The organism is Segatella copri (genome assembly GCF_026015295.1).
GTDB classification, from domain to species: Bacteria; Bacteroidota; Bacteroidia; order Bacteroidales; family Bacteroidaceae; genus Prevotella; species Prevotella copri_C.
On sequence record NZ_JAPDUW010000001.1, the window covers coordinates 2,257,338 to 2,282,780 of the forward strand.

Here is a 25,443-nt window from a genome sequence, read left to right on the forward strand (position 1 = left end):
ATCTTTGCAACTAAAAAATATTAGTTATGAAAGCTGACTTAATAAAATATCTTAGAAAGATAAACAAAAAGCCCTCAGTTCAGGGCAAGCTCCTGGAGCAGTTTATCTCTCACGGAGCCTCCACCATCCCAGAGATGTCGAAGGCTATCGGAGTTAGCTTACCGACAACAACAAGTGCCCTCAACGAGTTGATAAAAGAAGGACTCGCCAGAGAGATTGGAAAGAAAGACAATTCTTCGGGACGCATCCCGATGGTTTACGACCTCGTTCCAACAGCAGGCTACTTCATCGGCGTCAATCCTGAGATGAACTGCCTGGCACTTGCAGCAAGCGACTTCGCAGGCAATCTGATTACCGAAAAAACAAGAGTGCCTTACGTATATGAGAACTCTCCTGAAAACCTGGAAGAGATAAGCAGAATCATCAATGAGTTTATCGAAAGCCTTCCTGTTTCAAGAGAAGAAATACTTCAAGTTTGCGTGAACGTGGCTGAGCGCGTGAATCCTGTACAGGGAAATGCCTACAACATGTTCACCTTCCTGAAAGAATCATTGGCCGACAAGTTGACCCAGCTTATACAGCTACCTGTATGTATCGAGAACGATACCCGGAGCATGGCTTTCGCTGAGTTGATTAAGGGACAGTGCAAAGGCCTGAAAGACGCCATCTTCGTGAACGTATGCTGGGGCATCGGAATCGGAATCATCATCGACGGCAAACTCTATTACGGCAAGTCGGGATATTCTGGCGAATTCGGTCACATGACTGCCTACAACAACAACATCATCTGCCACTGCGGCAAGATTGGTTGCATAGAAACAGAAGTTTCGGGCAGAGCACTCAAAAGGAAACTCATCGAGAAGATAAAGGAAGGAAAGACTTCCATCCTCTCTGAAAGAGTTCTGAAAAAGAATGAAGACCTATCACTCCAGAATATCCTGGACGCCATAGCAAAGGAAGATGTACTGAGCCTTGCCACACTGCAGCGCATAGCAGATGAACTTGGCAAGCAGCTGGCAGGAGTCATCAACATCTTCAACCCAGAAATGCTGGTCATCGGAGGAGAAATGTCGGTTACAGGCGACTACCTCACGCTACCGGTAAAAATGGGTATCAAGAAATTCTCTCTCAACATCATGAATGAGGATTCTATGATCGTTACCTCAAGTCTGAAAGGTCTTGCAGGAATCACGGGAGCCTGTCTGATGGCAAGATACCGGCTTCTGAATGAGAACATCGACAAATAAGGAATTTAAACAACCAATACAAAACCTATTTTAAGTATGAAGAAGTCTCTTCTTTTTGCACTATGCCTGGGGCTGGCAACCATAACAGCTGCCGCCCAGCGCAACTACAGCCAGGTAGACCCCATCCAACCTGTGCCAACCGCCAAGCAGGTGGCATGGCAGAAACTGGAAACCTATGCTTTTATCCATTTCGGCCTCAACACTTTCAATGATAAGGAATGGGGATACGGAAATTCGGATGTAAAGACCTTCAATCCTAAGAAACTGGATTGCGAACAATGGGCAAGAACCCTGGTTGCTGCGGGCATGAAAGGAGTCATCATTACAGCCAAACATCACGACGGCTTCTGCCTCTGGCCTACACGCACCACAGATTACTGCATCCGCAACACACCTTATAAGAATGGTGAAGGTGATGTGGTAGGAGAACTCTCCCAAGCATGCAAGAAATACGGTTTGAAATTCGGAGTTTATCTCTCGCCTTGGGACAGACACCAGGCAAGCTACGGTTCTCCCTACTACCTGAAGCTCTACCAGCGCCAGCTCAAGGAACTTCTGAGCAACTACGGCGAACTTTTCGAAGTATGGTTTGACGGAGCCAACGGAGGAGACGGCTGGTACGGAGGTGCCGAAGAAAGCAGAACCATCGACAGAAGGAACTACTACAATTTTCCTAGGATTTTCGAAATTGTTGACAGTTTACAACCCAATGCCATTCTTTTCGGTGATGGCGGACCGGGATGCCGATGGGTAGGAAATGAAAATGGATTTGCAGGCGAGACCTGCTGGTCTACAATACCATCCAACACCGTCTATCCAGGCTTCAAAGACTACAAACAGTTGCAGTTTGGATGGGAAGACGGCGACCAGTGGACACCAGCTGAGTGCGATGTTTCTATCCGCCCGGGATGGTTCTACCATGAGAAAGAAGACAGTAAGGTAAAAACCGTTGAAGACCTGTGCGATCTCTACTACAAGAGTGTAGGACACAACGCTACCATGTTACTCAACTTCCCGGTAGACAAGGATGGACTCATCCACCCTATCGACTCTGCAAATGCAGTAAACTTCCACAGGAAAATCCGACAAGAATTATCTGTCAATCTACTGAAAGGCATCACACCTAAAGTAGACAGCCAGCAAGGCAAGTACATTGGCAAGAATATCACAGACGGCCAGTATGACACCTTCTGGGCTTCTAAAAAGAAAAAAGATGCCTATATCGAGTTTCAACTCGGAAAGCCAAAATCTATCACACGCCTCATGCTCCAGGAATACATACCTCTGGGGCAGCGCGTAAAAGCCTTCTCAATCTATTACCGACAAGGCAAAAACTGGGTAAGGATCGACCCTAAGGAAGAGACTACCACTATCGGCTACAAGCGAATACTTCGCTTCGATATGATTACTACAAGTGGCATCCGCATCGTAATCGACGATGCAAAGGGATGCCCTTGTATAAACTCTGTTTCAGCATTCTAATAACTAGAAAGAAGTACGAAAATTTTTATAACTAACAATAAATAATAGCCCTATGAACAAAAGAGCAAATTTGTATTTTGCAGCGCTTTTAGGTGCGATGTCACCTCTTTGCACTGTTTCTGCATTGGCTGCTCAAAGCAATTCTACCATTGCTACAGCTACCCAGCAGCAAAACTCATGTACAGGTACTGTTAAAGACGCTACCGGAGAACCTATCATCGGCGCAACCATCAGAATCGAAGGTAAGACCGGTGGAACCGTAACTGACCTGGATGGTAACTTCACCCTTAGCAACATCGAAAAGGGTGCCAAACTTACCATCACTTATGTGGGTTACAAATCACAGACCCTCACATGGAGCGGTAGTCCGCTCAACATCACTTTGCAGGATGATGCCAACATGCTTGAAGAGACCGTAGTCATCGGTTATGGTACAGTAAAGAAGGCTGACTTGGCTGGTTCTGTGGCAGTTTTGGACAGCAAGAGTTTCAAGGACCAGCCTGTTGCACGTGTTGAGGATGCCCTCAACGGACGCATGTCTGGTGTGCAGGTAATGTCAAGCGGTGTTCCTGGTGGAGCCATGAAGATTCGTGTACGTGGTACAAGCTCTGTAAACAAGAGCAACGACCCTCTCTACGTAGTAGACGGTATCGTTCGCGAGACAGGTCTTGAGGGCATCAGCCCTGAAGATATCCAAAGCATCCAGGTATTGAAGGACGCATCTTCTACCGCCATCTATGGTGCCCGCGGTGCCAATGGTGTAGTTATGGTACAGACCAAGAGCGGTTCTGCCGGTGCTACCCAGGTAACATTCGATGCAAGTTTCGGTATCTCTAACGCTTACCACATTCCTGAGGTAATGGGAACCAAAGAATATGCACAGGCTTTGATTGACTACAAGGGTGTAGCCAAGAGTGCGATGCAAGGTTATCTTGACGGAACCAAACCAGGTATCGACTGGATGGACGAGTTGCTCCAGACTGGAATCACCCAGAACTATAAGGTAGCAGTTTCTCAGGGCAATGAGAAGACTCAGACCTACTTCTCTGCCAACTATATGGACCAGAAGGGTGTTATCACAGATACAAAATCAAGACGTTACGCTATCAAGGCTAACATGCACAATAAGATTTTCGACTGGTTAGAGATGACCACCGATATCAACCTTGCTCAGACCGACAACTCTGGTGCAGGTTTTGCGCAGAACCAGTCTAACCCTATCTGGGTAGGATTGAACTACTCTCCAACGATGGAAATGATGGCACCTAACGGCAACTACAATGTGGATCCTTACAACTGTATCCAGAACAACCCTTACGGTATTCTCCATGATGGCGACAACGACCGCAAGCGTACCATGGTAACCGGCCCATTGACTTGAAGTTCAACCTTCTCAAAGGCTTGACATTCACCACCACAAATGGTATCGACTATAATGATTATAAGTGGTACAACTTCACTTCAACCAGAGTAAATGTTTCAGGTAACTCCATGACAAATGGCGATGCTACAGTAACCGCTTTGCAGTCTACCAACAATTTGACTTACATGGGCAAGTGGGGCGAGCACGCATTGACAGCTACCGGTGTATGGGAAGTTTCTTCTAACGAGGTTCGCAAAATGCAAATGACCGGTACCGGTATTGCCCACGAGCAGTTAGGTTACTGGAATATCCAGGATGCAGCTTCCAAGAATCCGACTAATGGTTACAGCAAGTGGACCATGCTCTCTGGCGTTGCCCGCGTCATGTACAACTATGCAGACCGCTACATGCTGACCGGTACATTCCGTGCCGATGGTTCCAGCCGTTTCACCAACAAGAAGTGGGGTTACTTCCCATCTATCGCAGGTGCTTGGACTGTTTCTAACGAAAAGTTCTGGGAGCCTATCAGAAATGCAGTAGAATACATGAAGATCCGTGCCAGCTATGGTATCATCGGTAATCAGGACATCGCTCCTTATTCTACTCTTGGAACTTTGGAATCAACAGGTTTCTCATACGGAACAAACCAGTCTTATACAGGTTACTGGGCAAACAGTTTTGCTACACCAGACCTGACCTGGGAGAAGGTTCACCAGTTTGACCTCGGTGTTGACCTCGGTTTCTTCGGTAACCGTTTGAGCATCAGTTTCGACTACTTCAACAAGACCACCAAGGATGCTCTTTTGCAGACGGCAGCTCCTGGCTACTTGGGTGCAACCAAATATTGGGTAAATGCCGGCGAGGTAAACAACAAGGGTGTTGACGTAACCATCAATGGTCAGATTATCCAGACCAAGGATTGGTCATGGTCATCTACACTCAATGCCAGCTACATCAAAAACAAGGTAACTAAGATGACAGCCGATGAACCTATCATTTATGGCGAGAAGCCAGCTCCTGGTACTGTTGACCCATGTACTATCATTAAGGAAGGTGAAGCTATCGGTACATTCTACGGATTCAAGTGGGCTGGAGTAGAAAAGAACGACAAGGGACAGTATGTAGACATGTACTATGCAGCAGACGGAACCAAGACTGCTTCTCCAAATGCAGGTACAGACCGTTTCGTATTGGGTCGCTCAAATCCTGATGTCACATTAGGTTGGAACAACACCATTACCTATAAGAACTGGGACTTCAACATGTTCTGCAATGCAGCCTTCGGTGCAAAACGTTTGAATATCGTACGTTTCGCAATGAATGCAGAGGTTGGTGCTTCAAGATTCGTTACAGACAAGGATCACTTCAGTAATATAGGTGTAACAATGCCTACCATCGGTGCAGAGAACAAGAACTATGGTAATTCAGACAAGTGGCTCGAGAATGCCGACTACTTCCGTTGTGAGAATATCAGCGTAGCTTATACATTCCCACGCAGCGTAACCAAGTTGGCAGACATCCGTCTTTCACTCTCAGCTCAGAACCTCTTCACCATCACAGGTTATAAGGGTATTGACCCAGCAGGTGCTTCTTTCAGTGATGCCAACGTAGACCGTGATAATGGTTTGGATATGGGTGCTTATCCTAATCCTCGTACCATCACAATGGGTGTTCGTGTAACCTTCTAAATTCAACAATCTAAAAACTGTAAGAATTATGAAAACTAAGAAATTATTATATACAGGTTGCTTCATGGCAGCTTCCATGTTGTCACTCACATCATGTGGCGATTTCCTGGATGAGGATCCAAAGGGTCAGTTGAATCCAGACACATTCTATACCATCGAAGACGACTACACCGCAGGTGTTAATACGCTGTACGATAAAGTGAATCAGACACAAAGTTGGACTAACCCTATGTATCCACAGTGGCAGGGAGACGATATCACTGCTAACCCTGGTTCCAACAAGCAGGCTTGTGCTGCGCTCGATGCATTTGATTCTGATGGTGCCAACAAGGGTGTTACAGAAGCCTGGACTCAGCATTATGCAGTTATCAAGACTGCCAATCTGATTATCGAGGGCTCTGAGAAATTCCCTGGTGATAAGGCTAAGATTGCTACCGCATTGGGAAACGCTCACTTCTGGCGTGCTTACTCGTACTACTATCTGGTACGTGTATTCGGCAAATTGCCTATTATCACTAAGACCAACATAGAACAGTTTGATGCTCAGCCATCTGAGATTGAGAAAGTATACGAATTGATCGTTCAAGACTTGAAGGATGCCATCAACGAACTTCCTACAGGTTATGACAAGGAGCCTGCCCGCTTGTTCGGAGTTGACGTTTGGGCTACCAAACAGGCTGCACAGTCTACCTTGGCAGCAGTTTATATGTCAATGGCAGGTTATCCGCTCAATAAGGGAACAGAATACTATAAGCTCGCTGCTGAGTTGGCTAAGGATGTCATCACCAACAATGGTACCTATGGCTTCATCTTGAACCCAGACTGGAAGGACGTTTACTCTATGGGTAACAATTACAACATGGAGACCGTGCTCGGTATCAACAACGATGCCAAGGGTTGGTGGGATCATGACTCACAGCTTTCTTCCTGCTGTCGCTTCGAAGGTCTCGGCGATGGTGGCTGGGGTGACGCCTGGGGCGAAATTGCTTTCTGGAAGAGATATCCAGAGGGACCTCGCAAGAATGCTATTTATGCTCCTAAAGTTACATTCCAGGAGACTATCACTGAGAAAATCGGCGATAAGGAAGTTAAAAAGGATAAGATCAGCAAGGCCGTTTACTGGTGGGAACTTGACAACAATGGCAAACCTGTCGTAGATGCTTATCACCCTATGTTCACTATCTTCACTGTCAATGCTGACGAAAAGGGTAATATGCTCAAACAGCCATACGATTACATGGGAATCAACTATAAGGGTATGGTTAATGACCGCCGTCATAACCTCATCCGCTATTCAGAGGTTCTCCTCTGGTATGCTGAGAGTGCAGCCCGTGCAGGCCTCTCTGACTTGACAGAAGCTAAGAAATGCTTGAAGCTGGTTCGCAGCCGTGCCGTAACAGATGTTGAAAATGTGACACTTGGCGACGGAACTACCGTAAAGATCGACAACATGAGCGCTGCCCAACTTGCTGAGGCTTGCTACATTGAACACGGATGGGAAGTTGCAGGTAACTGGGTATCTATGGTTACCCGCCGTTCAGATGAGCTCCGCATGGACGAGCTCAAGAAGAACTTCGAGTATCGCGTTGCCAATGCTCCTATCGTTGTTGCGAAAGAGGGTGGCAAGGAATATACTGCCAAGGAGAGCGTTACCGTTAAGGGTACTTGGTCTGAGGATAGAATTTACTGTCCATATCCAACAACCGACGGTGAGAAGAACCCAAACTTGAAGAGGTAAACTTTTTAAGTAACCAATTCATAAGAAATCAACTATTCTATGTTATATCAACACATCATGTACGAGAATAGACTAGGTTGTGTGCCCTTTCTGTCGTGAAACAGGAAGGGCACTGTTGCTTTATGAAGAATAAGAGAAATATTCTTAAGAAATATCCCGAAATTTTTGGTAATTACGAATATTCAGCGTACCTTTGCAAGATATAACTTAATACAAAACATTATGGCTAATAATTATCAACCTTTCAACCGATCTTTGCTGGCGATGGCTGCCCTTCAAGCCTTGCCGCTATCTCTCTTCGCCCAGAATACAGGCGAAAAACCAAACATCCTGTATATCATGTGCGATGACCACGCCATACAGGCTATCAGCGCCTACGGCAGTGCCATCTCCCAACTGGCGCCTACCCCAAATATTGACCGACTTGCAGAAAGGGGAATGAAATTCAACGAGGCTTTCGTTGAAAACTCGCTTTCTACACCAAGCCGTGCCTGTCTGATGACCGGTCTCTACAGTCATCAGAACGGACAGCGCATGCTGGCAGAGGGCATCGATTCCACCAAAACCTTCTTCTCTGAAATGCTGCAGAAGGCAGGCTATGAGACGGCAGTAGTGGGAAAATGGCACATGTCATGCCGTCCTAAAGGTTTCGATTTCTATCACATCCTCAACGACCAGGGACAATATTACAACCCGACCTTCGCATCAACAGACCATTACGGAGAATACAAGCAGGAAATGGGATATGCCACCGACCTCATCACAGACCATGCCATCGAATACCTCGACCAAAGAGACAGAAACAAGCCATTCTGTCTGCTGGTTCATCATAAGGCACCCCACCGTCTGTGGATGCCTAGCACCAAGTATGTTGGGAAATACGGCAAAGTAAACTTCCCGCTACCTGAAACTTTCTGGGACGACTATGCGACCCGAGGCTCGGCTGCATCCACCCAGAAGATGACTATCGGTGAATATATGGAAATGGTACGCGACCTGAAAGTGCCCGAAATGTACGACCCTTCTACACCGGAAGGCAGAGACTCGTATGCCGGACTCATGGGAGAGATGAACCGCATGACACCGCAGCAGCGCGAGGCTATTGATGCCTATTACATGCCGAGAAACAGAGAATTCCTGAGCAAGAATCTCACGGGTAAGGAACTGGTAGAATGGAAATACCAGAACTATATCCGCGACTATATGGCAGTGATTGCTTCGGTGGATGAGAGTGTAGGCCGACTCCTGACTTATCTCGATGAGCATCATCTCACGGATAATACCATCATCGTATACACCTCCGACCAGGGATTCTACATGGGCGAACACGGCTGGTTTGACAAGCGTTTCATGTATGAGGAATCATTCCATACACCGCTCATCATCAGCTATCCTAAGCATATCCAGCCTAAGAGCGAGTGCAACCAGATGGTACAGAACATCGACTTTGCTCCTACCTTCCTCGACCTGGCGGGCTTGAAGAAGCCTGCCTATATGCCGGGCACTTCGCTCCAACCATTGTTTGCCGGACAGCCTGTAAGAAAATGGCGTAAGAGTCTGTATTACCATTATTATGACTACCCTAATTATCATCTGGTACGCAAGCACGATGGTGTGAGAACCGAGCGCTACAAACTGATTCATTTCTACGGCAAGGGTGGCGAAAGAGCCGTTCCAGAAAACAAGTATCAGTGCCAACCGGGAACTTCAGAAAACTGGTGTTTCGAATATCTCAAATCCATCAACTACATCACCAATGATGCCGATATTGACTACTACGAGTTGTATGATATCCAGGTTGATCCGAACGAGCTGCACAACCTCTACGGCAAGCCTGGCATGCAGAAGGTAGAAAAGGAAATGAAGAAACTCCTCGCTACCTATCGCAGAAATCTGAAGGTAGATGAGTAAAGGAACCGAACAAAATAATATTGATATGAACAAGACAATATGGCTTACAGGGGTAGGTTTGGCGTGTCTTCCTACCCTGCTCTGTGCAAAACAGAACACCCCGCCCAACATTCTCTTCATACTGTGTGACGACATGGGATATGGCGATCTGGCTTGTTACGGCCAACCTTATATCCACACGCCTAATATAGACCGGATGGCACAAGAGGGAATGAGATTCACCCAGGCTTATGCCGGTTCTCCCGTCTCGGCTCCGTCGAGAGCTACCCTCATGACGGGTCAGCATACGGGACATACACATGTGCGTGGAAACAAGGAATACTGGAGAGGTGTGCCAATGGTAAAATATGGCAACAACGAGGAGTATTCTGTCGTAGGACAGGAACCTTACGACCCGCAGCATAAGATTCTGCCCGAAATCATGAAGGACAAAGGATACAGAACCGGTGTATTCGGGAAATGGGCTGGCGGATATGAGGGTTCGGTTTCTACTCCCGACAAGCGTGGCGTGGACGAATTCTATGGCTATATCTGCCAGTTTCAGGCTCATCTCTATTATCCTAACTTCCTGAACCGCTACAGTCGTGCAATGGGAGATACAGCGGTGGTAAGAGAGGTAATGGAACAGAACATCCAGCATCCGATGTTCGGCAAGGATTATTTCAAGCGCAAACAGTATTCTGCCCGCATCATCCACGACAAGGCACTGGAATGGATAGACAGACAGGATAAGGAACATCCTTTCGTAGGATTCCTTACCTATACCCTGCCGCATGCCGAACTTGCCCAGCCGGAAGACTCTATTCTAGAGAATTACCAGAAACAGTTCTTTACCGATAAAACCTGGGGCGGATGGGAAGATTCGAGATACAACGCTGCGATTCATACCCACGCACAGTTTGCCGGAATGATTACCCGACTAGACCAGTATGTGGGCGAAATCTTCGCCAAGCTGAAGGAGAAGGGACTCGACAGGAACACCATTGTCATCTTTACTTCAGATAACGGACCACATGAAGAAGGTGGTGCCGACCCGGAGTTCTTCGGTCGTGACGGTAAGTTGAAAGGTCTGAAACGCCAGTGCTACGAAGGCGGCATCCGCATACCGTTTATCGCCTGGTGGCCTGAGCATATCAAGGCAGGAGCGGTGAACGATACCCAGTTTGCCTTTTACGACCTGCTGCCTACTTTCTGCGATTTGGCTGGCATCAGAAACTTTGCCAAGCGTTATACCAACAGAAAGTTGGCTGGTGATGGTTTCGACGGAATCTCTATCGCTCCTACCCTTCTGGGCAAGGATGCAGAGCAGAAACATCACGATTACCTGTACTGGGAATTTCACGAAACCGACCAGATTGGCGTGAGAAAGGGCGACTGGAAACTGGTGGTAGTAAAAGGCGAGCCGCGGCTCTATAATCTGGCTTCCGATATCCACGAAGACCATAATGTGGCGGCAGAACATCCTAAGATTCTTACCGAACTCCTGGCTGCCATCAGAAAGGAGCATCGAGACAGCAAGGATTTCGAAATTACGCTGCCAAAGTTCTGATTTTCTCTCCCGGTTACAGAGAGATAGAGATTACAACTAGATTCAAGAAAAAATGATGAACGACAACATAGCAAATCCCTTTGCCAAGCCACTCTATGTAATGCTGAAGCCTGCAGGTGCCCATTGCAACCTGGCATGCAAATACTGTTATTATCTGGAGAAGAACAAGCTCTATCCCACTGCTCAGCGACATCTGATGAGCGATGAGATGCTGGAACAGTTTACCCGAGAATATATTGAGGCGCAAACCATGAACCAGGTGCTCTTCACCTGGCATGGTGGCGAGCCTCTGCTGCGCTCCATCGACTTCTACCGCAAGGCTTTATCCCTACAGCAAAAGTATGCTGGAGGCAGGCGCATCGACAACGTAATTCAGACCAACGGCACGTTGCTGACCGATGAATGGTGCGAGTTTTTCGCCCAGAACCATTGGCTGGTAGGCATCTCTATCGATGGTCCGCAGCCTGATCATGACCATTACCGGCTGACGGCTGCGGGAAAACCATCGTGGAAGAAGGTGATGCAAGGCATCAAACTGCTGAAGAAACACGGGGTAGAATGGAATGCGATGGCGGTGGTGAATGCCTATAATGCCAATCATCCGATAGAGTTCTACCGCTTCTTCAAGGAAAACGGCTGTCAGTTTCTGCAGTTCACACCTATCGTTGAGCGACTGACCCGACATGAGGATGGCCGTACCCTGGCAAGTCTTGCCGACAAGAATGAGATTCCGCTGAGCGAGGCATCAGTTGCGCCGGAGCAGTGGGGCTACTTTCTCTGTGCAATTTTCGATGAATGGGTTCGGAAGGATGTGGGCAAAATCTTCGTTGAGATTTTCGACTGCACACTGGCAAACTGGATGGGTATTTCTCCCGGCATCTGTGCTTATTCCAAGGAATGCGGTCATGCGGGAGTGATGGAGCACAATGGCGATGTTTATTCCTGCGACCACTTTGTTTTTCCGGAGTATAAGTTGGGCAATATCCGTGACCATTCGCTCATCGATATGCTTTATGGTGAGCAGCAACAGGAGTTCAGCCGTCTGAAACACAGTTCTCTTCCCCGCCAGTGCAAGGAGTGTGACATGGAGTTTGCCTGTCATGGAGAATGCCCAAAGAACCGCTTCATGAAAGATAAGTATGGCGATTCCGGTCTCAACTATCTCTGTCTGGGTTATTACCATTATTATCAGCATGTAGCGCCCTACATGGATTATATGAAGCAGGAACTCATGGCGCAGCGCCCACCTTCGAACATCATGAAAGTTGTACAGTAAGCATGACAGATTCTAAAAAAACAGCAAAATACTTGGAAAAAAGTCAGAAATATCGTACCTTTGCAGGCAAAAAGCAATTTTACGAATATGAAAAGAATCAAAATGCCACTTTTGGCAAGAATCATCATTGCCATCCTGTTGGGTGTAATCTTCGGCAATTTCTTCAATGAAGCGGCCGTCAGAGCGTTTCTCACCTTCAACGGCATCTTCAGCCAGTTTCTGGGCTTTATGATACCGCTCATCATCATCGGTCTCGTTACGCCAGCCATTGCCGACATCGGTCATGGTGCCGGAAAGCTCCTCCTTGCCACCGTGGGCATCGCCTTTGCCGACACCATCCTGGCGGGTCTGCTAGCCTATGGCACCGGTTCGGCACTCTTCCCACACATGATAGCCAACTCAGCCCATGTGGCAGTAGATAAGGCTGAAGAACTCAAACCCTTCTTCGAAATCAAGATACCTGCCATGGTAGATGTGATGAGTGCACTTGTGTTCTCGTTCATTGCCGGACTGGGCATTGCCCACAAAGGCAGCCGCACCATGCTGAACGTTTTTCAGGAATTCAAGGAAATCGTATCAGGTGTCATTGCCAAAGTCATCATTCCCCTACTGCCCCTTTACATCTTCGGCATCTTCCTGGGCATGACATTCTCCGGCGAAGCCTACCACATTCTGCTGGTCTTCGCACAGATTATCCTCGTGATTCTCGTACTTCATATCGTCATCTTACTTTACGAATATCTGTTGGCTGGCGGCTTGTCCCACAAGAATCCTTTTAAGCTGTTGCTCAACATGTTGCCAGCCTACTTCACGGCACTTGGCACATCATCATCGGCAGCCACCATTCCTGTAACACTGAAGCAGACCTTGAAAAACGGCGTCACCGATGGCATTGCCGGATTCACCATTCCGCTCTGTGCCACCATCCATCTCTCGGGATCAATGATGAAGATTACCTGTTGTGCGCTCACCATCTGTCTCATCAATGGCATGCCGTGCAATCTCCCCCTCTTTCTCAACTTCATCTTCGTGCTCGCCATCTGCATGGTAGCAGCTCCGGGAGTTCCGGGAGGAGCTGTCATGGCAGCGCTAGGTCCGCTAGCCTCAGTTTTAGGTTTCAATGCTGATATGCAAGCACTTATGATAGCCCTCTATATTGCGATGGACAGTTTCGGTACCGCCTGCAATGTAACCGGCGATGGCGCCATTGCTATAGTCGTGGATAAGATATTCAGAAAGGATAAATAAAAAATAAAAGAGGGTGTGTCACAGACTTATGACACACCCTCATCTTTATATAAATCTCTCTCTATTTCTAAAGTGATTCACATATATATATTATGTATATCGTATGTTCTATTCTTACTTGCTCAAGCTAACAGAATGGCTCATGTTAGTCATTTCTGGAATTGAGTTTACTACGTGTTTCAAGAACATGCCCATGCAAAGAACCATACCTGAAAACATAACTGCGGCGAAAGCCATTGTAAAAATAGTCATCATAATTATTAACCTTTTTAAAATTTATTATTTGTTATTCCTTAAACACGAGTGCAAAGTTAACACTTTTTTATCGAATAACGGCATCTTTTGCCGAGAAATATCATTGCAATATGTTTTTCTTGATATGGGTCAACCACTTGTTTTTAGCCTTGAAAATGACATTTTGCTATCGGATATGTTGTTTTTGTAGCAATAATTTATATATATCATTTTTCTCGCTTTGTTATGTGTATAACAAGATAGGGATTCCTGTCAGATGATAAGAAGTCAGAATCGAAGTGAAAGCCAATCATCGAGCTTCACGTTCTGGAAGGTATGGATGCCCAGCTTCTCGGCAGCCTCGCAGTTTTCCTTCAGATCATCGATGAAGAGGGTTTCATCGGGATAGATGTTCGCCTGCTTGACTACCTCTTCATAGATACGGGCATCAGGCTTAGCCAAGTGCATTCGCTGAGAGAGGAAACAGTGCTCGAAATAATCCTCTACCCCATGGTTACGATAAGGGAAGAGATGCTCCACGCAATAATCCCAATGTATATCAATGGTATTGCTCAAGAGGAAGAGGCGATAACCAGCTTTCTTCAACTGCAGGAGTCGCTCCTTTTTCTCATCAGGAATCTCCACCAGCATCTTGTTGGCAGCATCAATGATTTCTTCATTCGTCACATCTGCTCCTGTCAACTCACGGGCTGCATCGCAGAATGCTTCGGTGGTAATCATTCCCACACCCAGTTTGCTCATCAGCTTCATCCCTTCACTCTGGGGATTCGGATTAGCCAGTTCCCCCATTCCTATCGCCTTGAAAGCCCCGATGCATCCTTCCGGATTGAGCTTCACCAGGACATTTCCCAAATCAAATATGATATTCTTGTATTGCATAATCTACACCTTATTTTAAATTTCACTTTTAATCTTTAATCAGATACTTACTGCAAAAGTACTGTAAATTCGGGAGAGAACAAATGATTTCAAGAAGTTATAACAAGAATATAACATTTATTAGTAAAAAAGGAAAGCCTATGTATGAGAAATGTTTTTCTAAAACTATTGCCACTATTGCCACACTTAAAGTTAACCAATTGGTTTTTAGCTATTTAAGCGTTGCAACAAGGGCATTTTCTATTATCACCTATTGCCACCTATTGCCACACTCGGGCGAAAAACGGGGGATTCTCAGCGAAAAAGCAGAGGAATACTTATTGTTTTCGCAGAAAAACATTAAAAAAGTGGAGGAAAAGGCTTGCGGTTTCGAACATTTTTTTGTATTTTTGCAACCAACAGGAAAAATTCCTGCCGATTCCACCTAGAAGCTTACGACTCCTGTGAAACCACTTTTTATATAATTTTAATTCCAAAAACCTATGACACAAGCAGATTTAGTCAGACTCTACTTCAACAAAGAAAGTGCTTACAACTCATGGGACTATTGCTTCAATTGAGCACGGATGACCGAGACAACGGGCACGAGTGCCCGGCATAGTCGGGCACATTTACCCAACGCCTTGGGCAAAGCTGGGCAAAACCATCGGCAATCCTAAGTATCACCCTATCAATAAATTAACAGAAATATGAAGTTTACTATAACAAGAATCAACAAGCAGAACAAGTTGATGGTCAGTTCGAAAACCATAGAACGGTTTCTGGAGCGCATCGCTAAAGATGATGCCAAACAGAGTGTCACCAATTTCAGAATGAGTGTGCCGCTCATGGAGGCCGACTACCAGTACTACAAAGGCGTCAAGGAATGGCAACACGTTTATCCAGCCGCAGAATTCAACAAGGATGAAAGCGGCAATCTCGTCTTCCAGAAATCAAACGGGCTGGTGATGCTCCACTTCATCAACCTCATGTCGGAGCAGGAAAAAGATGCCGTCAAGAAGACGGTCAGTCTGCTGCCGATGACCTTCGCTGCCTTCGAAGGAGCCGACGGCAGAAGCCTCATCGTACTCGTAAGCATCTGCAACGAAGAAGGAAAAATCCCGACAAAAGAAGCCGACGCCGACTTACTCTACCAGTCTGCCTACGAACAGGTAAAGACGCTCTACCAGTCGCAGGTACAGGCAGCCATCAAACCCGAAAAGCCATCATTGGCATCCAACTTCATGCTTACGCTGGATGCCTCTCCTTATTATAACAGCAAGGCTGTGGCGATGCGCATCTCCCAAAATATGAAGAAGGTAGCCTCAGCCCCTAAGAATGTAGACGATTTAAAGACATACGATGACTATGAGTTTCTTTACCGCAAGGCAGCAGAAGAGACGAAGGAAGAGATGAAAAAAGCCAACATCTCATGGCAGAACGATGAAGACCGGTTCCTTGCCTGTTTCTCAGCCATCGCCATCAAGCTCTGCAACATGGGTCTCAGCGAAGAAGAAGCTTTCATCCATATCCGCCGCAACAACTGGGGACATGTGACAGAAGAGAAACTCCGCCAAATAGTGGGCACCGCTTACGATACCCATTCCAAAGACAGGAAGACAGAGAAATCAGGCTCAGGCAGAAAAGGCCGTGCCGAAATTCTGCAGATGATCAGATACCTGGAGAGCCGGTACCAGTTCCGTTACAATACCGTGATGAAATATACCGAATACCGCCCGAACAATTCATGGGTTGGCGATTTCAGACCGGTGGATGCCCGTGTGCAGAAAAGCATGACGCTGGATGTTCAGATAGCCGACATCCACGTAAGCATCAAGGATGTAAGGAATTTTCTAGAGTCAGACCGCATCAGAAACTACAGCCCAATAGAGTCCTATCTCTATGACTGTCTGGGAAAATGGGATGGTAAGGACCGCATCCGTGCCCTGGCACGAACCGTACCCACCAACAATCCTCATTGGGAAGACTGGTTTTACACCTGGTTTCTGGGAATGGTTGACCAGTGGCGCGGCATGTATCGCCGTCAATATGGCAACAGTACCATGCCGCTGCTCATTTCCAAGCAAGGTTACAACAAGAGCACCTTCTGCCGCCGTCTCATCCCTACCGAACTGTCGTGGGGCTTCAGCGACAACATGATTCTGTCAGAAAAGCGTCAGGTATTGCAGGCGATGTCACAATTTCTGCTCATCAATCTCGATGAGTTCAATCAGATTTCACCACAGGTGCAGCAGGGATTTCTGAAGAATCTGCTGCAGTTGCCTACGGTGAAAATCAAGCCGCCATACGGAAGTCATGTACAGGAATTTCCTCGTCTAGCCTCCTTCATCGCCACGAGCAACATGACCGATATTCTTTCCGACCCATCCGGCAACCGCCGTTTCCTGGGAGTAGAACTGACGGGACCTATCGATGTGAGTGGCAGACTGAACTATGAGCAGCTTTATGCGCAGGCGATGCAAGCTTTGGAGCGTGGCGAAAAATCCTATTTCGACGCCAAGGAAACCGCCATCATCATGCAATATAACAGACAATTTGAGCAGATTTCCCCTATCAAGCAATGTTTTCTGCAGGTTTTTGAGCCTGCAAGTACCCCGGAAAATGGCGAATATCTGATGGCAGCCGCCATTTTCGACATTTTGAAGCAGAAATTCGGCTCTTCTCTCCAGGTTTCGAGTATACAGAAATTGGGCAGAGAACTTCAGAATATTGAAGGTTTGAAGAACCGAAGAACAAGATTTGGTACTGAGTATCTGGTAGTTAGGAAATAACCTACTCACCTTCCATCTCATTCTCTCATAAAAAGAGTGTGGCAATGCGTGGCATTAGGTGGCAACAGAAATACCGCTTACTGCCACGCATTATTCATTTATAATCAGAGAGTTAAATGCATTGGTGATAGATGTGGCAATAAGAATAGAAAAACATTTTCGTATAAGAATTATAAAGGTAGGAGTAAACCACTTTTTGCTTTACCTTTTGCATGTATTGGCAATTGTGCAGAAATCATGAACTTCATTATGCGAACTCATCCACTTCATTTCACGACTTCATCTACTTCATTTCACGACTTCATCTACTTCATTGAGTTGACACATACGGCTGCGGTGGCTGAAGGAGACGACTGAGTTAGCAGAATGAGACGGCTGCATTAGCTGAAGGAGTCGAATGCGATAGCTGAAGGAATCGAATGCAATAGCTGATGGAGACGAATGCGATAGCTGAAGGAGTCGAATGCGATAACTGAAGGAGTCGAATGCGATAGCTGAAGGAGACACATTTGCACATTATTACATAAAGATAGCACCTTGACCGTACTAAACATACAGTCAAGGTGCTACAGTACAAATAATCTTCCTCCTCTAATTATCCAACGTTTTGCTATTGCTTATTCCTTAACTCTTCTATCAAGTCATTTACAATATATGTATCACTCATTAGATGCAAGCCAAGTTCTTTGTCATGTAACATACGGCAAACATCAGAGTCATAGAATATCTGTAAAGCTCTGTCGGTTGATATATGCAGCGTGTCGGCTAACTGCTTTATGATACGAGCGATTTTATTCCATAATAAGAAATCCAACATAATTATATCCTTTCATATGATTTGAATTGTAAATACTTATCAACTATCTCCTGGCTTAAAATGCAAATCTGATAGTTGGGCTTGTGATAAACCAACTGGCGAAGAGTATGCTCAACATCTGCATAGCCATTGATATAGGCTTCTACTGCATCAATTACACGGTCGTCAGCCACTCCTCCTTCAATGATGTCATACCCACTCCAAGGCTGCTTTCCTTTTCTGCTGTCAACAATGAAGTCGAGCCATTCCTTATCGTAAGCATCAAATCGTTTTACCTTGCTGTCTTGTGGTATAGCGAACTCATAGGTGTTCACTATAGCTTGCTTGGCTCGTCTGATGGTCTTGATACGGACAGCCCATTTGGAAGCTTGTTCAAACAAAGGCGTAAGATAGAATCCTGGACCGAAATCCAAGTCCTTTCTTCCAATGCTTACTAAAGGATGCTCAACAATGACATTTGAACCATGATATAATATTTGCTTTTCCATTATTCTTTTCTTTCCCAATTTTTAAGAGCTTCAACCACATCACTTGCCACAGCTTCCCGGCTCTCGGTATGTAGAGTGTCATAGCAATCTTGAATGAGACTCTTGATTAGCCCCACCTTATCCAATCGCTTTCTCATTTCAGACGGCGATATACCCATTTTTTGTGCCGAAGCCTCGATAGCCAACACCGTAAAGGCGAGGCGGTCAAACTCTGGGTCACTTTTCTGTAATAGTTCTCTATCTTCCATTCTTTACAAAATATTGTATTTAAATGCAAATTTAAAGATTTTCTCTGACATTCCACTCAATTTCGGAGTTAAATAAAGAAAAATAGCCCGATTTTGCCAAAATCTTTGCTGGTGATGGAAGAAGAATCATAAAAGTAGGAGTAAACTTCTCTCTAGAGGCAGAAGAATCTTGGTGAGTTGGAAGGTAGAATAAGCCGTTCCCCTTCTCCTAAGTTTTTACTCTCTAAAACATAGCAAAAGTGGTTGTTCGAAATTTCCGAGCAACCACTTTTTTCTTTACCCCATCTTCAACAAGATGTAACTTCTGCCTTCAGGCTATAAACCAAATCGCACCTTTATGGAATTATCTACAATAGTAGAAATTGTGGGAAATTACTAGCCTAGCCTTTTGCCTCTTTTGGGCAATGCATCTACAACAGTGGAAATTATGAGGCATACTAGCCAAAGCGGACGGCGAAGCCGACACCACAATCTACAATAGTAGAATTTATTGAAGCATACTAGCCCGTCTTATAACCATTAACAGCCGATTGTAATCTACAATAGTAGAAATTATTGAAGCATACTAGCCGACTGCCCTAAGGGTGATTAAGGGAAGCAATCTACAATAGTAGAAATTATTGAAGCATACTAGCCCTTATGCAGCAACTCATAACAACACCAAAATCTACAATAGTAGAAATTATTGAAGCATACTAGCCGCTTATGCAGGAAGGTGTGATTTATTTCCTATCTACAATAGTAGAAATTATTGAAGCATACTAGCCAGGGGCCAACCACTCCTCATAAGCTATCGTATCTACAATAGTAGAAATTATTGAAGCATACTAGCCCCATGGCAAGGTATAGCCGTGGTGTCACTCTATCTACAATAGTAGAAATTATTGAAGCATACTAGCCCTAAACGATAAAAATTATGATTAGACTAATCTACAATAGTAGAAATTATTGAAGCATACTAGCCGAGTAATATTCCGAGGGTTATTAAATCATCTACAATAGTAGAAATTATTGAAGCATACTAGCCATTATTATATACCCTTACGTTTTTTATATCTACAATAGTAGAAATTATTGAAGCATACTAGCCTGGTGCGAGTGTGATAATGAAGTCTGGATAATCTACAATAGTAGAAATTATTGAAGCATACTAGCCCGGCAGTATTGGCAAGCAGAGACACCGGAATCTACAATAGTAGAAATTATTGAAGCATACTAGCCTACCTTGCTCATCCTTCAATCTTTCCACAATCTACAATAGTAGAAATTATTGAAGCATACTAGCCATAATATCATCTGTAAGTTGGCAACCATCAATCTACAATAGTAGAAATTATTGAAGCATACTAGCCAGATTATGATAGATTTATTAGATTCTTCGATCTACAATAGTAGAAATTATTGAAGCATACTAGCCGCTTATCGATTGCAAAGATACAAAAAATCCTTTAAATAAAGGAATCTTCTGCATATCTTTTTAAAGAGTATTACCACCCCTTCCCATAATATTGGGTACAACATTTCAAAGAACGACCTGTAAATAAGCAAGTTACACGCTTTATTACAAAAATATAAAGACCAAGGTTTGCTAAGTCAGAAATAGACTATAGCTTGGTCCCTATGAATTGTATTACCATACTTAGTAAGCTTATCTGAATCAACATCAAAGAGAATTATGCTATCATCTGCTGTGAAGTGTTTAGCATAAGCCTCTATCTTAGCCACAAGATTATCCACAATTCTCTTTGTATTCCTTACCTCATACACAGAAAACTGAAGACGAATGGCACCATTACTTTTCAGCATTTTAGAAAAGTTGGTACGCATCTTGTCATTCGATATGTCATAACTAACAATTATCATTTAAAACTCAAATATTGGATACTCTTTTACAGACTTACAACCCATAAAACAACGATAGTATTGCTGAACGAACTTGAATATGTCCATTTTACGAGCAATCAATTCATCATAAAACACTCTATAATAGTCAGCACACTTCTCATATTTCAAATGATATTCCTGCTTTATAAGAGTGAAATCTTTCTCTGAAAACTGCTTTCTGTTAAACGCCAACAATGCAGCATGGTCAATGATACACCTGAAAGGTTCCATCAAGTCACATACCAATGATTTGCGCTTGAACCATAATCGATGGTACACACCAACATACAGATCAAATCCGAACATACGAATGAAACTTTCCATAAAGTTGAATAGGATAGAGTAACCAATATCCAGTGTCACATTCAGCACATCACTTTTCATTCTTGGATGTCTTCCTCTCCAGTTTTGATTCTGGTAATATGCAGAAAAATATGTCTTGGCAACAGTTCCTTCAAGTCCCATCAACTGATTGTATTCATCAACGTCTGGCAAAGTAACTAATGCAGCATCACATTGCTTGATGGTATCCTCTGTATAGCTATCCTTCTTTCGAGTACTCCCTTTCTTTTCATCCACGCCTTGGTGCGCTAGAGTACCTTTGGTCTGTGGAGCGGCTTTATATAAATCTCCGTCCGACTCCATATACACACTATGCAAGTATATGGAGTACGGACAGAAGATAAAGTCATTCAACGTTGAAAGCTGAATATAATCATCCATTCTTATATGGCTTTTGTTGTGCAAAATTGAGCCAAGCCTTATTGGATATATCAAACTTGACGTTATTCAAATCCTCTGCATTCTTGATTTGCTCAATCAGCATCAGTCCCTTGCGAGCGATATTGTAAGCACCATTAGCATCCGCATTCTCAGGAAGTTGTTCACCACAAGAACGACTATCGTAGAATATTCCGTTCTCATCGGCAACTGGAGAAAGGATATAATCTTCATCAGTACCAGCCTTACTATTACGCAATTGTAGCAGCAATTTCATAAACTGCATCAAAGGTTCGAGATACTTTTGTTTTTTACCTTTCAAATTACGGATCGCATCTTTTAGATTCTCATGAATATCAATACCTGCTTCTTCAAGAATTCTTTTGAATTCATCGGTCAGCGCTACTACTTCAGAATCCCAATTATATTGTTTTGCGGGATTTTTAAATGAACGCAAACGCATACCATAAGTACAGAGCGTCCACTTAGTACGTGTACCATGCGCCTTCTGAGTGAATTCATCGTAATCAAATTCAAACTCAAACCAGTCTTTCTCTTCGTTGTAACGAATCTCGTCAAATTTACTAAAGAACTCAAGCGCCTTATTTGCATTCGTATATCTCGTATCAAAGAGATTTACAAAACCAGTAGCAGGATCTATTTTACTAGTATTCCAAGCTGGGATATAGAAAAGACATCCATTCTGATGCTCACTTTTCTTGAAATTTTTAAATTCAGAAGTAAGCTGAAGTGCATACAACAAACCTCCCGTTTCATTGGCATCTTTATGCTTGTCAACATAAAAATTCAACTTATCAATTAGCATTCTTTCGAATTGCTCATATACGTTACGCTCGATTTTTTGTCTACCTCTGATAAAACCAGGATTCAAATCTTCAAGTACAACAATTGCATTATATTCTACCATCATTTTACTAATGATATGGACTACTTGACTTAAATAACCCCGTTTTAAGTCTTTGATATTCGCTATCTTCTTCCAATTGCGGCGAGCTTCTTTATTTTCTCCTTCTCGTTCTGTCAGCAAACCTTTATAATCAGTTTCCTTTGCATTATGATCATCCTTGAGAATATTGAGAGACTTCTGCATGACAATATTTCCCTTCAGATCTATTAAAGACAGATAAAGTAAATTACGTTCACCACGATCTATGCCAATAATATGCTTTATACCTCCATTACTAATTATTTCACGAACTTTAGAATTTACATCAAATTTATTTGGTTGCGAATAATTCAAATTCATAGACAACTTAAAAAGGTACTTATCTACCGTAAAACGTTTATTCTTCACTATCTCATAGCCAAAAATACTCTTTTTCTTGTCATTGAGCTTGTTCTTATTAGCAATAAACTCATTAGCTTTATGTCTCGCTGTTGTTTCTGCCAAACCTTTAGTCTGGTGACGAAAGAATACCATACCACTTCCTATATCAAAAACACTCTGTGTCATCCCCAGAAGAGCTTTGAGATACATTGTATGAAGATTCTCTGTTCCTCGACCTTTTCTTAACCCTTTAGAAGCTGTTGCTGCATAAGAAAGATCCTTGTTACTCATTTTAAAAAGAAACAAAGGTTTATTCTCTCTCTTGTTAGCTTCTTCTATTGCTGCTGTAGCAATAGGGAAATAGCCGAATGATTTGGACGGCAAATTCATTATTTCATCAATCAATTCGTCAATACCCAATTCTGTTTGAGTAGCTAATTCTTTTGCCACAGGTACACGAATCGAAGAAGCCAATGTCGCAAGAATATGCTGTTTCATACTTTTATAAGCATCAACAACCTTATCATCATTCATCAAAATTTGATAAAATCCTGCATAATCCAGTTTTAGGCGCTTGAGATATTTTGGCACATTCTCTTTATCTTTAGGAATCATTTCCTTTTCAAATTGGAACTTAGCTGCAGCATTTTTAAATGCAGAAAGCAAATTCATCGAATCCAGTCCATAGTCTCCTGCATAACTTTTTCCGAGTAAAGTTTTTGATTTCAGCTGATAGTAATCTAATCTCTCGTACATACCATCATCATAATTGATGGCAGCATCACGACGAAACAGTTTTGTATCAGCAGAAATACCCAAATAGAAATCGTATTCACCAATTTCATTCTTCTTTCTGAAGATATACCCTCCATATTGAGTACCATTATCGGATTTAGTTCTGCTGTCAACCCATCCAGATAACAACTTGCCATTATTCTCAAAACATAGCTTTATTTTCTCAGGGTTATATATCTTACGAGAGAGCCAATTGCGTACCTTATCATAAAGCGGTGTAATGATGTCGAGTTCATCCCACACTTTACGAAGTTTTGCATCAAACTCATTGTCTTTATCAGCTTCATCACCATGACCTAATAAAGGCTTAATAAAGCGTTGTAACCCTTTATAGGCTTCGAGCAACTTTTGAACGACTGCAGTATCTGAGTCTGACTGGGCTATTTCGCCATGTTCCGCAGAGAAGAGATACAACATATCACTATAAGCGCCATAAATTTGCTTAAAGAAATCATCTTTACTTTTTCCTTCTTCACGACAATAGGAGCCCAACTGCCTATAATATTCATTAATAGTGATATGCTCATTTGTATCGACAAATCGATTAAGATAAGCTATTGAAAAGCTAACCTCTTTTTTATACAATTTATCTATACGTTCTTCATATAAATCAGGAGCTTCTTTTTGCTTCTTTGTAGCAGGATATTTTCTTTGTAGTTGGTATTTAATAGCCAAAGTATAAGTATCATAACATCCAAATATTTTCTGTGAAATGGAAGTTAATCCGGAATCATTTGCAATGTAAATATGATCAAGGTCATAATTATCGATATTGAGCAATAAGTTGCGAAGACTATCATCATTATCACCTACTAAAACATCTTTCAAAGATTCGTAAGTTTCTTTTATGGCAGTCAGCATCTCTTCATCGCTTTCAAAACGTTCAGGCAACCATGACGGAGTAACTCTATCACTCAAAATCATTTTATGTATTTTTTTGAGCAATGGAATGCGAACATTTTTGTGCTGTTGCTTATAGAGATTTACAGCTTTATTGACTGCCCCTACAATATAGTTATAGTTATCTATCTTTTTCTGAGTAAGTGTGTTGTTGAAATAGTCAATCTGGAAAAGATCAGCCAGATACTTTCCGTTAAGAGTATCAGTAAATTCTGCCTCTATACTGGAAAAGTACTCATTTACTCCTGTCTCAGAAATTATATTAAAGGATGCAATATTATCAAGAAACATCGGCAAATTCTCATGAATAAGTCGATAAGCTATAGTACCAGACTTGGCATCGCCAGAATATAAATTCTTACGATTGTCATTAAACGCATCAAAGTAAGTGGTAAATTTGCTAAATTTGTTCACCACACTCTTCTCTTCCTCACTTACAAAAGCTGGAAGATACTCCTTAATGAGATTTTTCTTGAATAAATTAGTAAATAAAGAATTCTTTCTGAATGCTTCAGTTATCTGATTACGCATTTTGGTCTTGATATTGTCAAAATCCTCAGCATCTCTATTAGAGTTTTCTGCCAATGACACATATTTCTCTAAATCATCTTTTTTGATTTTAACACAGTTAAGACACTTATCGATAAAATCCTTATGATAACGATCTATAATATCCTTTACTATTTTGTAATCTTCGGCACGCTGATCATCCTGCTCAATAAGCTTTTTAGCTTCAATGAGCTCGTGCGTCTTACCCACTGGCTTTAATTCTACCCCAATAGTCTTAGTTAAAGAATACAAGCCTGTTAGTTCTTTAATTTCTTTCATATAATTCTCTTTTAAAATGTTCACTAACTAATTACTACTACGAAAAAACAAAATTGAATTTCCGATTT

15 protein-coding genes, 2 pseudogenes and 1 CRISPR repeat array are annotated in these 25,443 nt (G+C 43.3%); of the genes and pseudogenes, 10 read left to right on the forward strand and 7 right to left on the reverse strand.

Translation table 11 applies throughout. From position 1 onward, the window contains the following. The first annotated feature begins 26 nt into the window (after window positions 1–26). The 8 genes and pseudogenes from ONT18_RS09600 (at window position 27) to ONT18_RS09640 (ending at window position 13,502) form a co-directional block, all read left to right on the forward strand. A complete protein-coding gene (locus ONT18_RS09600) occupies window positions 27–1,247 on the forward strand; it encodes an ROK family protein (protein ID WP_264905205.1) in 1,221 nt (406 codons plus the stop codon). Window positions 1,248–1,283: 36 nt separating this feature from the next. Further along, a pseudogene (locus ONT18_RS09605) lies at window positions 1,284–2,726 on the forward strand (alpha-L-fucosidase); the annotation flags it as partial. A 100-nt stretch (window positions 2,727–2,826) separates the two neighbouring features. Further along, a pseudogene (locus ONT18_RS17400) lies at window positions 2,827–5,780 on the forward strand (SusC/RagA family TonB-linked outer membrane protein). Window positions 5,781–5,808: 28 nt separating this feature from the next. After that, window positions 5,809–7,518, forward strand: coding sequence for a RagB/SusD family nutrient uptake outer membrane protein (locus ONT18_RS09620; protein WP_264905210.1), 1,710 nt, complete (start codon window positions 5,809–5,811; stop codon window positions 7,516–7,518). Window positions 7,519–7,782: 264 nt separating this feature from the next. Further along, window positions 7,783–9,429: a sulfatase family protein gene (locus ONT18_RS09625; RefSeq protein WP_118141011.1), complete on the forward strand. Its 1,647-nt coding sequence runs from the start codon at window positions 7,783–7,785 to the stop codon at window positions 9,427–9,429. Between the two features lie 25 nt (window positions 9,430–9,454). Then, the gene (locus ONT18_RS09630; RefSeq protein WP_118141034.1) at window positions 9,455–10,978 is read left to right on the forward strand and encodes an arylsulfatase; all 1,524 of its coding nucleotides are present in this window, start codon (window positions 9,455–9,457) and stop codon (window positions 10,976–10,978) included. 55 nt (window positions 10,979–11,033) lie between these two features. Beyond that, window positions 11,034–12,254, forward strand: coding sequence for an anaerobic sulfatase-maturation protein (locus tag ONT18_RS09635; protein WP_264906847.1), 1,221 nt, complete (start codon window positions 11,034–11,036; stop codon window positions 12,252–12,254). 87 nt (window positions 12,255–12,341) lie between these two features. After that, complete coding sequence (locus ONT18_RS09640) at window positions 12,342–13,502, forward strand: dicarboxylate/amino acid:cation symporter (protein ID WP_264905213.1); 1,161 nt, start codon at window positions 12,342–12,344, stop codon at window positions 13,500–13,502. 522 nt (window positions 13,503–14,024) lie between these two features. Here ONT18_RS09640 and ONT18_RS09645 read toward each other — a convergent pair. Next, a complete protein-coding gene (locus ONT18_RS09645; RefSeq protein ID WP_264905215.1) occupies window positions 14,025–14,636 on the reverse strand; it encodes an HAD family hydrolase in 612 nt (203 codons plus the stop codon). Window positions 14,637–14,719: 83 nt separating this feature from the next. Between ONT18_RS09645 and ONT18_RS09650 the strand changes: the two genes are divergently transcribed. Then, window positions 14,720–15,064 carry a hypothetical protein gene (locus tag ONT18_RS09650; protein WP_118255158.1) on the forward strand — a complete coding sequence of 115 codons (345 nt, stop codon included), beginning with the start codon at window positions 14,720–14,722 and terminating at the stop codon, window positions 15,062–15,064. A 261-nt stretch (window positions 15,065–15,325) separates the two neighbouring features. Then, window positions 15,326–17,407 (forward strand): VapE domain-containing protein, encoded by a 2,082-nt coding sequence (locus ONT18_RS09655; protein WP_264905218.1) that lies wholly within the window; start codon window positions 15,326–15,328, stop codon window positions 17,405–17,407. A gap of 610 nt (window positions 17,408–18,017) precedes the next feature. Here ONT18_RS09655 and ONT18_RS09660 read toward each other — a convergent pair. From ONT18_RS09660 to cas12a, 6 genes are all read right to left on the reverse strand, one after another. After that, window positions 18,018–18,224, reverse strand: a complete 207-nt coding sequence (locus tag ONT18_RS09660) for a DUF3791 domain-containing protein (RefSeq protein WP_006848384.1) — start codon at window positions 18,222–18,224, stop codon at window positions 18,018–18,020. 2 nt (window positions 18,225–18,226) lie between these two features. Then, window positions 18,227–18,712: a DUF3990 domain-containing protein gene (locus ONT18_RS09665; RefSeq protein ID WP_264905220.1), complete on the reverse strand. Its 486-nt coding sequence runs from the start codon at window positions 18,710–18,712 to the stop codon at window positions 18,227–18,229. Beyond that, complete coding sequence (locus ONT18_RS09670; RefSeq protein ID WP_264905222.1) at window positions 18,712–18,960, reverse strand: DUF3791 domain-containing protein; 249 nt, start codon at window positions 18,958–18,960, stop codon at window positions 18,712–18,714. Before ONT18_RS09670 ends, ONT18_RS09665 begins: the two co-directional genes overlap by 1 nt. A 345-nt stretch (window positions 18,961–19,305) precedes the next feature. Next, a CRISPR array of direct repeats spans window positions 19,306–20,377; the repeat unit is 36 nt; unit sequence ATCTACAATAGTAGAAATTATTGAAGCATACTAGCC. Window positions 20,378–20,553: 176 nt separating this feature from the next. After that, window positions 20,554–20,823, reverse strand: a complete 270-nt coding sequence (gene cas2 / locus ONT18_RS09675) for a CRISPR-associated endonuclease Cas2 (protein WP_264905224.1) — start codon at window positions 20,821–20,823, stop codon at window positions 20,554–20,556. After that, window positions 20,824–21,567 (reverse strand): type V CRISPR-associated protein Cas4, encoded by a 744-nt coding sequence (gene cas4, locus ONT18_RS09680; RefSeq protein ID WP_264905226.1) that lies wholly within the window; start codon window positions 21,565–21,567, stop codon window positions 20,824–20,826. Then, entirely contained in the window at window positions 21,560–25,375 is a 3,816-nt protein-coding gene (gene cas12a / locus ONT18_RS09685; RefSeq protein ID WP_264905228.1) for a type V CRISPR-associated protein Cas12a/Cpf1, read from the reverse strand. Before cas12a ends, cas4 begins: the two co-directional genes overlap by 8 nt. Window positions 25,376–25,443: the final 68 nt, after the last annotated feature.

Bases quoted from the DNA above. Each gene is read 5' to 3' on its own strand.
- ONT18_RS09600 (WP_264905205.1), top strand. From the start codon at position 27: ATGAAAGCTGACTTAATAAAATATCTTAGAAAGATAAACAAAAAGCCC.
- ONT18_RS09620 (WP_264905210.1), top strand. From the start codon at position 5,809: ATGAAAACTAAGAAATTATTATATACAGGTTGCTTCATGGCAGCTTCC.
- ONT18_RS09625 (WP_118141011.1), top strand. From the start codon at position 7,783: ATGGCTGCCCTTCAAGCCTTGCCGCTATCTCTCTTCGCCCAGAATACA.
- ONT18_RS09630 (WP_118141034.1), top strand. From the start codon at position 9,455: ATGAACAAGACAATATGGCTTACAGGGGTAGGTTTGGCGTGTCTTCCT.
- ONT18_RS09635 (WP_264906847.1), top strand. From the start codon at position 11,034: ATGAACGACAACATAGCAAATCCCTTTGCCAAGCCACTCTATGTAATG.
- ONT18_RS09640 (WP_264905213.1), top strand. From the start codon at position 12,342: ATGAAAAGAATCAAAATGCCACTTTTGGCAAGAATCATCATTGCCATC.
- ONT18_RS09645 (WP_264905215.1), bottom strand. From the start codon at position 14,636: ATGCAATACAAGAATATCATATTTGATTTGGGAAATGTCCTGGTGAAG.
- ONT18_RS09650 (WP_118255158.1), top strand. From the start codon at position 14,720: ATGATTTCAAGAAGTTATAACAAGAATATAACATTTATTAGTAAAAAA.
- ONT18_RS09655 (WP_264905218.1), top strand. From the start codon at position 15,326: ATGAAGTTTACTATAACAAGAATCAACAAGCAGAACAAGTTGATGGTC.
- ONT18_RS09660 (WP_006848384.1), bottom strand. From the start codon at position 18,224: ATGTTGGATTTCTTATTATGGAATAAAATCGCTCGTATCATAAAGCAG.
- ONT18_RS09665 (WP_264905220.1), bottom strand. From the start codon at position 18,712: ATGGAAAAGCAAATATTATATCATGGTTCAAATGTCATTGTTGAGCAT.
- ONT18_RS09670 (WP_264905222.1), bottom strand. From the start codon at position 18,960: ATGGAAGATAGAGAACTATTACAGAAAAGTGACCCAGAGTTTGACCGC.
- cas2 (WP_264905224.1), bottom strand. From the start codon at position 20,823: ATGATAATTGTTAGTTATGACATATCGAATGACAAGATGCGTACCAAC.
- cas4 (WP_264905226.1), bottom strand. From the start codon at position 21,567: ATGGATGATTATATTCAGCTTTCAACGTTGAATGACTTTATCTTCTGT.
- cas12a (WP_264905228.1), bottom strand. From the start codon at position 25,375: ATGAAAGAAATTAAAGAACTAACAGGCTTGTATTCTTTAACTAAGACT.